The following is an 11,819-nucleotide window of genomic DNA, read 5'->3' as shown; positions in this document are numbered from 1 at the left end:
GGAGCGCGTCACGCCTTCGCCGTGCGGCGGGCCGGGCCCATCCCCGGCACCCGCAGCAGCGCCACGTACACGATCGCGGCGATCGCGAACCCGGCGGCGAACGCGATGTCGCCGATGCCCGGCACGTGCTTGGCCACCAGGCCCTGGAAGTCGGTCTGGTTGGAGAACAGCACGATGCCCAGCGCCGTGCCGACCGCCATCGCCACCGGCCCGGCCCACACCCGGTGCGAGGTGTCCTCCAGTATCCGCGCGGTCACCTCGTCGGGCCGCGAACGGTTCAGCCACCGGTCCAGGAAGGTCACCGCCAGCCACGGACCGATCCAGTAGGTGATGACCAGCAGGAAGTTCTCGTACCGCTCACCGGAGTCGGTCAGGCCGGTCCAGGCCAGTACCGTGCCGACCACGCCGAACACCAGCGAGGCCGCGGCCCGCCGGAACGCGGCCGGCAGCCGCAGCCCCATCGCCACGAACGACAGCGTGCCGGAGTAGATGTTCAGCGCGTTGGCCGCGATGCCGCCGATCACGATGGCCAGCAGCGTCAGCTTGGCCAGCACGGTGGGCAGCGGGTGGATGAACGCGTCGGTGGGCGAGGCGTGCGCCGGGGCCACCAGGGTGGCGGACGCGGCGCCGACGATCTCCAGCAGCACGCAGGAGACCAGCACGCCCACCCCCGGCCACAGCGCGACCTTCCAGCGCGCGGTCGCCTTCGGCAGGTACCGCGTGTAGTCCGCGCCGTAGGGGTTCCAGCCCGCCGCGTAGCCGAACGCCGCCCCCACCGTCAGCAGGAAGGCGCCGGGCAGCGCGTGCGCGCCGTTCGCCGCCGCCGGATGCGCCTTGGTGAGGATCACCACCGAGGTGACCAGGAAGATCACCGTCAGCACCGGGAAGGTGTACTTCTCGGCCGTCTGCACGAAGTTGTGCCCGAGGTAGGCGATGGCGATCTGCACCACGACCACGATGAACAGGCACAGCAGCAACGGGATGTGCGCCAGGCTGTTGAGCGCGTAGGAGGCGCTGACGCTGTTGACCGCGAACCAGCCGATGCCGGCGGTGAGCGCGTTCAGGCCGGACGGCAGCGCGTTGCCGTAGAAGCCGAACCCGGCCCGGCCGGCCACCATCTGCGGTACGCCGAACCGCGGGCCCACCAGGCCCAAAAACCCGTGCGCGACCGAGCCGATCACGGTGCCGATGACGATGGCCAGCGTCGCCGGCCAGAAGCCCAGGCCGAAGATGCCGACCGCGAGCACGCCGATGAAGACGGTGGCGAACTCCATGTTGGGCGAGGTCCAGGTCCACAGCAGCTGCAACGGCTTGCCGTGCCGGCCTTCCGGGGGCACCGGCTCGGCGCCGGTCGGCTCCACGGCCAGGACGTGGTGGCCGTAGGCGACGATCTCGTCGGGGGCGGCCTGCGCGAAGGCCACGCCGCCGGGCGGCGGATCGCCGGGGGAGGGGACGGGAGGGGGTGTCGTCATGCGCCAACTATGTCCGGGCCCCCGGCGCTGCGGAACCCGGCGCGCTTTCGGCCGCCGACGCGGGCGAAACGGTCGGAAGGCCACGGAGCACCGCTTTTCCGCCGGTCGTTGTTTCCCCGGCGTTTCTCCGGGGTTACCGCCTGCGATACCGGCCCGTCCGCGTCATCGAATCGTTAGTTACCCGTTGGTTCCGCCCGGCGCCCGGCGCCCGCCCGGCTCAGCCCTGGCAGCCGCTCAGCCCGCCCGCGTCCAGCTTGGCGGCCAGCACCCGCTTGACGCTGGCGTCCACCCCCGCCCGGAAACCGGCGTCGCCCGACGCCTTCGACAGCACCGCCGAGGCCATCGCCGCCACGGTGGACGGCGCGTCGTTGAGCACCAGGTCGCCGCCGGACTGCAGGAAGCCCACCGCCCGGTCGCCCGGCGGCTTCGACTTCACCGAGACCGCCTTGCCGAGGTCGTCGGAGATGACGATGCCCTGGAAGCCCAGGGTGCCGCGCAGCACGGTCTTGAGCAGGGTGGGGGAGAAGACCGCCTGGTGCCCGGGGTCGATCCGGGTGTAGGTGGCCGTCGACGCCATCACGAACCGCGCCCCGGCGTCGATGCCGCTGCGGTACGGCACCAGGAAGGTGCCGTCGCGGGTGGTCACGTCGTCGGTGACGTTCGCGGAGAAGTCGGTGTTGCCGCGCACCTGGCCCAGGCTCGGGTAGTGCTTGAGGGTGGCGTAGATCCCGGCCTCGTCGAACCCCTTGACCACCGCGGTGCTCTGCCGCGCGGCGGTCGACGCGTCGTTGCCGTACTCCCGGTCCAGCCGGCCGATCGGCTGGTTGACCGAGGTCAGGTCGCGCGGCACGATGTCGGCCACCGGGGCCAGGTCCACCCCGACGCCCGCGGACTTCAGCTGCCGCCCCCACTGCGCCGCCCGCTGCTGGAGCTGGGCGGACGGCCACCGGCCCTGCGTGGTGGCGGCCGGGATGGCGGAGAAGCCGGGCCCGTTGAGCACCTGGACCTGGCCGCCCTCCTGGTCGGTGGAGACCAGCAGCCCGACCCGGGAGCCGGCCACCGTCGGGGCGAGGGACTGCACCCGGTCGGTGACCTTGCGGACCGCGTCGACGCCGATGTCGGTGTGCCCCATCAGCATGACGGAGCCCACCGCGTACCGGCGCAGGATGGTCAGCTGGGCCTTCGAGGCGCCGGAGGCGTTGACCGACGCCATGAACAGCTGGCCCACCCGCTGCCGCTCGGTCATGGCGTTCATGACCCGGTCCACGCAGGCCGCCGTGCGGGCGGTGGGCGGCGGCACCGGCGAGCTGGCGGTGGAGGTGCCCGGCGCGCCGGGGGAGGCGCTCGCGGAACCCGGCGGGCTGGACGCGGCCGGCGGCGGGCCCGAGGGGGACGGGGACGCCTGTCCGCCGCCGGAGCCACCGCAGGCGGTGACCAGGATCAGCGCTCCGGCCGGCAGTACGGCCAGCCGGAGCCTGCGGTTCGGGGTGCGACGCGTACGACGGGACCGACCCGTGCGACGCGTGTGACGGGGGACAGACATGCCTCCTCCATACCCAGGGCGGGGTGCGGCACCCAGCGAAACACGCCCCCCGCCGGCCCGCACCGCGGACGCGGCCGTCCCGGCGACCGCCGGGCCCGGGAACGGCGGCGGCCGGCCGCCCCGGCGGGGACGGCCGGCCGCGGGCCGGGGCGGACCGGGTCAGCCGGACGAGGCGATCAGGTCCTTGAGGAAGCACAGCGACTCGCGGGGCGTGTCGGCCTCCGCGGACAGCCGGTCCATGACCGACATGTAGTTGTCGATGTCGTCCTGCTTCTCCAGGTACAGCGCGCTGGTCAGCTGTTCCAGGTAGACGATGTCCGGCAGGTCCGGTTCCTGGAACCGCAGGATGGTGATCGGACCGCCCGCCGCCGCCAGACCGCCCATGTTGAACGGGGCGACCTGAAGGGTGACGTTGGGCAGCTGGGCGACCTCGACCAGGTGTTCCAGCTGCTCGCGCATGGTCTCCGGGCCGCCGAGCGGACGGCGCAGCGCCGCCTCGTCGACCACCGCCCACAGCTTCGGCGCGTCCGGGCCGGTCAGCAGCCGCTGGCGGGCCATCCGCAGCTCCACCCGGCGCTCGTTCTCCCGGTCGGGGGCGCTGGGGTAGCCGAGCTTGGTGACCGCTCGCGCGTACGCCTCGGTCTGCAACAGGCCGGGGACGAACTGCACCTCGTAGGTGCGGATCAGCGAGGCCGCCTCTTCCAGCCCGATCAGGGTCTCGAACCAGTGGGAGAGCACGTCGCCGTACTGCTGCCACCAGCCGGGCATGCCGGCCTGCCGGGCCAGCGCCAGGAAGTCGGCCCGCAACTCCTCGTCGTGGACGCCGTAGAGGGTGAGCAGGTCGGCGATGTCGCGTTCCTTGCTGCCCACCCGCCCCAGCTCCAGGCGGCTGATCTTGGCGTGCGACCCGCGGATGGAGTCGCCCGCCGCTTCGCGGGTGATGTTCGACGCGATACGCAGTCTGCGCAGGTGGGTACCCAGCACAATGCGCAGCACGGTCGGGCCGCCCCGCGGACGTTCCAGGTAGCGCTTTATCGGTGGCTCGCTACTCGGCCGCATCATGGCGGTCATCGATCCAACTCTCCAGAAGTGACGGGTGAGTACTTCAATCTTGCACCTACGAGACCGGTTAGTACAGTCACGAGCCGTCACTGTGGATCAGCGGCCGGGCCGGGCGGCCCGGTTCAGCCGACCATGCTGTCGAACTCGCCGTCCTTGGCGCCGCCGATGAAGGCCTCGATCTCCGCGCGCGTATAGACCAGGGCGGGACCCTCCGGGTGCCGCGAGTTGCGCACCGCGAAGCCGCCACCGGGGAGCGCGGCCAGCTCGACGCAGTTGCCTCCCGGGTTGCTGCGGCGGCTCTTCCGCCACTCGACCCCTTCGATGAGGGTCGAGCGCACGCCGTTGTCGATCTGCTGCATTTTTCCGTCTCCTAACCCTGGGTCACACCCGGCCGCGTCAGAACTGACGTATCGTCAACTCCTGCTGCACGTGCATCTGTACGCACGGATGTGCTTACCGATGTACTTACGCGTGACTGTAATTGCAGATGTGCTTGCAGCGCCACCGTCGGCCGGGGATAGTGGGGTCGGCAGGAAACGTTCATGACGACTGCTGAAAGGCTCGCGGAGAACGCGATGAGTACACATCCGGCCAGCTGGACGGCCGACAACGGGTCGAGCAGGCACTGGCTGGCGACCGCCGCCCACCATGCCTTCCCCGCGGACGAGGGCAACTCGGGCCCCACCGGTTTCGCCGCCTGCGCCCTCAGTGCCGAACCCGAAGTCACCCACGACGCACGCGACTTCACCCGCACCACGCTCACCGGCTGGGGGATGCAGGAGTTGCTGGACAACGCGGCCGTCGTCGTCTCGGAGCTGCTGAGCAACGCGCTGCGTTACGGGGTGACCGGCCGGCTCGGCAGAACGCCGTCACCGCACCCGGTCTGGCTCGGCCTGCTGCGCCGCGGCGACGTGGTGCTCTGCGCGGTCTCCGACCCGGGCAGCGAGATCCCGGTGGTCAAGGAGCCCGACTACTTCGCCGAGTCCGGCCGCGGGCTGCACGTCATCGACATGCTCAGCGAGTCGTGGGGCTGGACCACCCCGGACCACGCCGGCAAGGCGGTCTGGGCCGTCGTCTCCGGTCGCTGACCGCTCAACGGCCCTTCCCACGACCGCGGTTCGGCCGCCGCGCCCCGGACCTCCGGGGTGCGGCGGCGCGGCAGGGCGGGTCAGCCCGACTGACGTACCACCAGCTCCGGCGCGAAGACCACCGAACGCGCCGGTCTGCCCGGGTCGGCGATCCGCTCCAGCAGCAGCCGGGCCATCTCGCCGGCCATCTCCTCCACCGGCTGGCGCACCGTCGTCAGCCGCGGATCGCAGGCCACCGCCGCGTCGCTGTCGTCGAACCCGACGACCGCCACGTCCTCCGGCACCCGGCGGCCCTGCCGGTGCAGCACCGGCAGCGCGCCCAGCGCCATCAGGTCCGAGGCGATGAACACCCCGTCCAGGTCGGGCACCCGCTCCAGCAGCCGCTTCATCGCCGCCGCGCCGCCGGCCTGCGTGAAGCCGCCCTCCACCGCGACCACCGAGGCCGCCCCGTGGTCGGCCATGGCCTCCCGGAACCCGGTCAGCCGCTCGCTGCCGGCCGGCATGTCCAGCGGACCGCAGACCGTGGCGATCCGCCGGCAGCCCCGGCCGACCAGCCGGTCCGCCGCCAACCGGGCGCCGAGCCGCTGGTCGACCTCCACGCAGCCGATCGGTTCGCCGGAGGTGGCCGGCCGCGAGGCGAGCACCGCGGGCAGCCCGCAGCGGGCCAGCATGCCGGGCAGCGGATCGTCGGAGTGCTGGGAGATGAGCACCACGCCGTCCACGTGGCCCTGGTGCAGGTAGCCGACCAACTGGTCGCGGGTGTCGGCGTCGTCGGCCAGCATCAGCGCCATCTGCACACCGGCCGGGCGCAGTTCGCCGAGCAGGCCGTCGACCACCCGGCCGAAGTGCGGGTCGGTGAAGATCCGGCCCGCGAACGGCCCGGCGCTGGAACGCTGCTGGCGTTCGGAGACCACCAGGGCGATGGAGTCGGTGCGCCGGGTCACCAGGGACCGCGCGGCGCGGTTGGGCACGTAGGAGGCGGCGGCGACCGCGCGCTCCACCTTCAGCCGCCGGGCGGGGTCGACGGTGTGTGAACCGTTGATCACGCGCGAGACGGTGGCCCGCGAAACGCCGGCCAGCCGGGCGACATCCTCCAGGGTGGCGGGCCGGGCGGGCGGTGACGGATCCGTGCTCATCAGGCAGTTATACCCAAGTTCTGCTGGTCGGAGGGGCACCGGATGACAGTTGGCACCGACCGGTCGCCCGGTCGGTGCCAACCGCAGTGCTGTCAGGCCGTTTCGGCCCCGCGCAGTGAGACGGGGATCACGGACCGGAGGTGAGGTAGATGTTCTCGGTGGTGGCGTTGGCCGCCGCTCCGGTGGAGTTGATGACGTGGCTGATCGTGCCGACCCCGCCGAGCGAGACGGTCAGCAGGTCGTGGAACTGCACGCCGGAGACGACCGGGGCCTGGAAGGCGTGGTCGTTGACGATCGAGGTGTTGACGTTGAAGTAGCAGTAGCTGCCGACGCCGTACGCCTGGTGGCTGGTGACGCCGGGCGCCACCTCGTAGGCCGGGTAGCCGTCGGTCGAACCGTTCATCCAGGACGCCTGGTTGGGCGGGTCGTAGGGGTTCTCGTTCTGGAAGAAGTAGGTCCTGCCGCCGTTGCCGTTCCAGAGCACCTCGGTCTTCTGGTAGTGCTCGACGGCCAGGCCGTACATGGTGACGTTGGCGCCGTTGACGATCAGGCCGGTGTCGGCGGTGTTGCTGGTCCAGCCGACGCCGTTGCCGTGGTCGGCACGCCACAGCCACAGGTTGTCGCCGATGGTGTTGTTGGCGTTGACCACCAGGGAGTCGGTGGCCTTGCCGACCTGGTCACCGCCGATGCGGACGTAGACGTCCTCGATGGCCTGCGGGTCCGAGGCGTGGCTGGTGGTGTTGCCGGCCGAGCCCATGGTGATCAGGGACGCGGAGTTGGTGGCACCGCCGTCGACGAGCAGGTCGTCGATCTGCGCGCCGTCGACGTCACCGGTGTTGATCACCGTGACGCCGTTGTCCGGGATCAGCGTGGCCAGGCCCATGCCCATGACGATCTGGTCGGGGTGGGTGACCTGGAGCGTCTGGTTGATGTGGTAGACGCCCGGGGTGATCAGCAGGTCGTCGCCGGCCGCGAGCGCGGCGTTCATCGTCGCCGCGGTGTCGCCGGGCTGGGTGACGTAGAAGTCGTGCATCGGCAGCGAGGTGCCCGCGGTGTTGCCGTTCACCCAGGTGGCACCGGAGGTGTTCTGCTGGAGCGACGGCACGAAGACGTGGTAGTTGCCGGAGGAGTCGATGTACAGGTACGGCTTCTCCTTCTCCACCGGGGTCTGGCCGACGGTGGTGTACGTCGGGTTGGGGAAGGACTGCGCCGGGGCGCCGTTGACGCCGACGAAGACCTGGTTCCACACCCCGTTGCTCCAGCTGCCGATGGTGTCGTTGCGCGACATCCACTGCTGCTGGGAGCCGGAGAAGACCTGGCCGCTGACCCGCGAGTCCGACAGGAAGCCGCCGGAGGACCAGCCGTCGCCGCTCGGGTCGAGCTTCAGCTCGCCGTGCACGTCGACCCGGCGCATCGAGGCGCCCTGCGAGACCGCCCACGTCTCGGTGCCGCTGGACGGCGTGATGGACAGGTTCTCCACCTCGCGCCAGAAGTTGGTGGTGCCGTTGCCGCCGTTCCACTGTGCGTCGGAGGTCACACCGCCGTTGATCTGCACCTGGTCGGGGTTCTGGCCCAGGCCCATCACCTGCGTGTTGAACCCGACGTTGGCGTTGACGTTGTAGGTGCCCGGCTTGAACAGGAACGCGTTGCGCTGGGTGCCGAACTGATTGGACTGCTGCGTGTTGAACGCGGAGTCCAGCGCCGACTGGATGCTGGAGGCGGACTGCGACGGGTCGAAGACCTGGACGTTCGGCCCGAAGTTCGGGGTGTCGGAGGTGGCCGGCGGGCTGCCGGGGTTGCCGCCGCCGCCCGCGGTGCCGTAGACCTGGAACTCGTAGAGCGAGTAGCCGTACTGGGTCGACCGCGCGGTGCCGTACATCCGCACGTAGCGGCCGGTGCCGGAGACGCTGAGCGTCTGGTCGCCGCCGGGGCCGGTGGTGGTGGAGTAGACGTTCGTCCAGTTGGTGCCGTCGGTCGACGTCTGGATCTGGAAGGAGCTGGCCGAGGCGGACTCCCAGTCGAGCACCACCTTGTCGATGGTGTCGGTGGCCCCCAGGTCCACCTCCAGCCACTGCGGGTCGCTGAACGCGCTGGACCAGCGGGTGCCGGTGTCGCCGTCCACCGCGGCACTGGCCGGGAAGGAGGCGCTCTCGGTGGAGGAGGCGGTCGCGGTTTTGCCCTGCGACAGCAGCGTGTCGGCGGCCTGGGCGGTGCCGGCCGGCAGGACCACCGCGCCCGCCATCACGGCGAGGACCGAGGCGGCGGCCAGCGGACCGCCGCGCAGCCGGAAGCCGCGCCGGGCGCGCGGTCTGGATTCGGATCTCATGACATGCATCTCCTGCGGGACGGGGAAGGTGCGGGGAACCGTTCCGTACGCCCGGGAGAGCGCTCTCACGAGGAGTGTCCTGACGGCGCTTCGGCAGTGTCAAGAGCTTGGACGCGAACCAGGGCCGTCCGCCGGGTGGCCGGAGCGCAAAACACATCATCTCACCGCAAAGACCGCCGACGGGCCGTCATTCGCCGTCAACCAATGAAGCATTGGTATGGATCAATGCTCAACTCATTGACGGAACACGGTCATCCCGTAATCATCGCGATACCGGGGAGAGCGCTCTCACGTCACAACCCGGTGCTCACCGGATCCCCCACGGGTCCCACCTCGTATGACCGCCAGGGAAGGAAAACGCATGCCCCCCACACGCCGTGCCGTCCTGGGCTGGGCGGCCGCCGCACTCGGTGCCGCACCGCTGATCAACATCGCCGCGAGCGGCTCCGCCGCGGCCGCGAGCTCGCTGCCGATCACCGTGGTCAACAACACCGGTTCCTACGGCAACAGCTCCATCTGGATGTACGTGGTCGGTACCGACCCGGCCAGCGGCAAGCAGGCCTACGTCAACGGCAGCGGCCAGTTGACCGACGTGAGCCTGTCGCTGAACGGCTCCGACGGCTACGCCGACCTGTCCATCCCGCTGGCGGGCTCGGGCAACAGCAACCTCAACCTGCCCAACATGTCGGGGCGGATCTACTTCTCCATCAACGACAAGCTGAAGTTCAAGGTCGTCACCGACGGCAACGGCAACCCCGCGTTGCAGTACCCCGCCGGCTGGGTCACCAGCGACCCGAACTACAACATCCTGCACGACTGCGTGGAGTTCACCTTCAACGGCAGCGGGATGTACTGCAACGCCACCCAGGTCGACATGTTCAGCATCCCGCTGGCGCTCAACCTGACCGGTGCCTCCAACCAGACCACCGGCACCCTGAAGGCCGGCGGCCGCAGCGCGATCTTCTCCGCCATCGCCGGCCAGTCCGACTTCGCCCCGCTCATCGTCGGCGACAACCTGCGGGTCATCGCCCCGGGCCACGGCATCGACGCCGGCATCTTCTCCTCCACGTACTTCGACAGCTACATCAACGACGCGTGGAGCACGTACACCAACACCGACCTGGTCGTCACCGCCAACAACGTGACGTACACCGGCCGGGTCAGCGGCGACACGCTGACCTTCTCCGGCGGCCCCGCGCCGTTCAGCAAGCCCAGCACGCAGGACGTCTTCTACTGCAACGGCGCGCTGGCCGCCCCCAACGACGGGGTCACCGGGCCGGTCGCCGCCGTACTGGGCGCCGGACTGAACCGCTCGGTGCTCAACTCGACGCCGAACCAGCCGGTCACCGACTCCTCGCAGTACTACCAGGGAGCGGTCACCAACCACTACTCCGCCGCCATCCACGCCAGCATGGCGGACGGCAAGGCGTACGGCTTCCCGTTCGACGACGTGTGCAGCTACGCCTCCTACGTGCAGGACACCGCGCCGACCGCGCTGAGCATCACGCTCACCTCGTTCAGCTGACGGCCGTTCGCGGGGTGCGTCAACTCGGCAGTGTCCACTGCTGGTTGGCGGCGCCGGTGCAGGTCCAGATCTGCAGCCGGGTGCCGTCGGCGCTGCTGGGTCCGGTGGCGTCCAGGCACTTGCCGGACTGCGGGTTGACCAGCTCGCCGCCGGTGCCCTTCTGCCACACCTGCGATCCGCTGCCGTTGCAGTCCCACAGCTGCACCTGGGTGCCGTTGGCGGTGCCGGCCGAGGTGACGTCCATGCACTTGCCGAGCGCCCGCAGGGTGCTGTCGGTGCCGACGGTCCACGACTGGGCGGTGGTGCCGTTGCAGGTGTAGAGCTGGACGGCGGCGCCGTCCGCGCTGCTCGCCGAGGCCACGTCCACGCACTTGCCGCCGTAGCCGCTGATCGGGCCGGTCGGCTGGGTGCCGCCACCGCCGCCGCTGGTGCCGGTGACGGCGTTGAAGGTGGAGGTGAACTGGTAGGCGCTCTGCGAGACGCCCGAGCAGTTGTCCTCGGAGTCCTGGCCGGAGCCGCAGGAGTGGTCACGGCCCAGCGACCAGTAGGACAGCTCCTGGATGCCGTTGGCCGCGGCGAAGTTCTCCAGCGTGGTGGCGTCCGCGGTGCCGAAGACCTCGTTGGAGGAGTCGTTGACGCCGATCATCGGCGTGTTGCCCTCCATCGCCCACAGCTGCGCGGAGGTCTTCGACGTCCAGATCTGGCCCAGCTGGGTGTGCAGGCCCTGCGCGGCGCTGACCGCGGCCTGGCCCATCTCCTCGTTCGGCCCGTAGTCCATCGTCATGATGTTGACGAGGTTGACGGTGAGGCTGTGGCTCTTGGCGTTGTTCAGCAGGCTCAGCGCGTCCGACTCCAGGCCGGTGGTGTCCACCGGCAGGGTGTAGTCCACCGAGAGGGTCTTGCCGGCCGCCGCGTAGCTCTGCTGGAGGGCGGCGAGCGCCTGGTTGCGGCGGTCGTTGGCCGCGGTATCGTCCAGCGTGGAGCCCTCGACGTCGAGGTCGACCCGGGTCAGGTTGAGCGTGTCGATGACGCTCTTGTACTGCGCCTCCAGCGAGGAGACCGACGTGCACGCCTCGGCCAGTTCGGTGCCGGACGCGCCGCCGAACGAGGCGATGACGTCACCGCCGGAGGCACGCAGCGTGTTGATGGCGCCGGTCCAGCCGCTGTCGCTGATCGAGGTGTCGCCGTTGAACGTCGCCTGGCAGCCGCCGGAGCTGCTGCCGATGACGAACGCCAGCGTGTAGTACTTGTCGCCGGTGGCCGCCTCTGCCTGGGCCATCGCCGACGGGGAGTTCCACAGCTCGGCGTAGGGCGCGGCGTAGTGCGCGGGGAAGCCGGGGCCGGCGTTGGCGGCCGCCGGATGGACGGCAGCCTGCGCGGCGGGTGCCGCGAAGAGCGCGGCGGCCGCCGTCACCAGGGGAACGGCGGCCGCCACGAAGGTCTTCAAGCCGGATCTGTGCATGCGGATGGCCCTCCTCGGGACATGGGAGTATCCGGGAGTCGCGGGCGGAGCAGAGGGTGGTGGGCTCCGCGTCGCCGGTCGCGTGGAGCGATACCGGAGACGCGGAGAGCCGAGGTCGCGACTTTGTTCGCGAGTTGATTTAACTCATGAATCCAAAAGCCCGTCAATAGTCTGGACCAGGTGCGCGACCGCCCCGCCGGCCCCG

At 70.5% G+C, this 11,819-nt stretch carries 10 protein-coding genes; 3 read left to right on the top strand and 7 right to left on the bottom strand.

Going from position 1 to position 11,819, the window contains the following annotated elements; all coding sequences use genetic code 11:
• Window positions 1-8 precede the first annotated feature (8 nt).
• Window positions 9-1,472, bottom strand: coding sequence for a purine-cytosine permease family protein (locus POF43_RS26375; RefSeq protein ID WP_282698545.1), 1,464 nt, complete (start codon window positions 1,470-1,472; stop codon window positions 9-11).
• Window positions 1,473-1,689: 217 nt separating this feature from the next.
• Window positions 1,690-2,727, bottom strand: coding sequence for a glycoside hydrolase family 3 N-terminal domain-containing protein (locus tag POF43_RS26370; RefSeq protein ID WP_271322916.1), 1,038 nt, complete (start codon window positions 2,725-2,727; stop codon window positions 1,690-1,692).
• Between POF43_RS26370 and POF43_RS26365 the strand changes: the two genes are divergently transcribed.
• The gene (locus tag POF43_RS26365; protein ID WP_271322917.1) at window positions 2,726-3,001 is read left to right on the top strand and encodes a hypothetical protein; all 276 of its coding nucleotides are present in this window, start codon (window positions 2,726-2,728) and stop codon (window positions 2,999-3,001) included. The genes POF43_RS26370 and POF43_RS26365 overlap by 2 nt on opposite strands.
• Window positions 3,002-3,174: 173 nt before the next feature.
• Here the strand turns inward: POF43_RS26365 and POF43_RS26360 are convergent, their stop codons facing one another.
• Window positions 3,175-4,086, bottom strand: a complete 912-nt coding sequence (locus tag POF43_RS26360; protein WP_271313514.1) for a Sco1979 family transcriptional regulator — start codon at window positions 4,084-4,086, stop codon at window positions 3,175-3,177.
• Between the two features lie 113 nt (window positions 4,087-4,199).
• Window positions 4,200-4,436 (bottom strand): DUF397 domain-containing protein, encoded by a 237-nt coding sequence (locus POF43_RS26355; RefSeq protein ID WP_271313515.1) that lies wholly within the window; start codon window positions 4,434-4,436, stop codon window positions 4,200-4,202.
• A 183-nt stretch (window positions 4,437-4,619) separates the two neighbouring features.
• On the opposite strand from POF43_RS26355, the gene POF43_RS26350 reads away from it, so the two are divergent.
• The gene (locus POF43_RS26350; RefSeq protein ID WP_271313516.1) at window positions 4,620-5,165 is read left to right on the top strand and encodes an ATP-binding protein; all 546 of its coding nucleotides are present in this window, start codon (window positions 4,620-4,622) and stop codon (window positions 5,163-5,165) included.
• An 80-nt stretch (window positions 5,166-5,245) separates the two neighbouring features.
• Here the strand turns inward: POF43_RS26350 and POF43_RS26345 are convergent, their stop codons facing one another.
• Window positions 5,246-6,301 (bottom strand): LacI family DNA-binding transcriptional regulator, encoded by a 1,056-nt coding sequence (locus tag POF43_RS26345; RefSeq protein WP_271313517.1) that lies wholly within the window; start codon window positions 6,299-6,301, stop codon window positions 5,246-5,248.
• Window positions 6,302-6,428: 127 nt separating this feature from the next.
• Entirely contained in the window at window positions 6,429-8,627 is a 2,199-nt protein-coding gene (locus POF43_RS26340; RefSeq protein WP_271322918.1) for a discoidin domain-containing protein, read from the bottom strand.
• Between the two features lie 361 nt (window positions 8,628-8,988).
• On the opposite strand from POF43_RS26340, the gene POF43_RS26335 reads away from it, so the two are divergent.
• Window positions 8,989-10,152, top strand: a complete 1,164-nt coding sequence (locus tag POF43_RS26335; RefSeq protein WP_271322919.1) for a beta-1,3-glucanase family protein — start codon at window positions 8,989-8,991, stop codon at window positions 10,150-10,152.
• Between the two features lie 19 nt (window positions 10,153-10,171).
• On the opposite strand, the gene POF43_RS26330 is transcribed toward POF43_RS26335, so the two are convergent.
• Complete coding sequence (locus tag POF43_RS26330; protein WP_271322920.1) at window positions 10,172-11,614, bottom strand: ricin-type beta-trefoil lectin domain protein; 1,443 nt, start codon at window positions 11,612-11,614, stop codon at window positions 10,172-10,174.
• Between the last annotated feature and the right edge of the window lie 205 nt (window positions 11,615-11,819).

Source organism: Streptantibioticus silvisoli, assembly GCF_027947535.2.
Lineage (GTDB): Bacteria > Actinomycetota > Actinomycetes > Streptomycetales > Streptomycetaceae > Streptantibioticus_C > Streptantibioticus_C silvisoli.
Note: the sequence above shows the minus strand (reverse complement) of the source record. Positions and strands in the feature narration are given on the sequence as shown.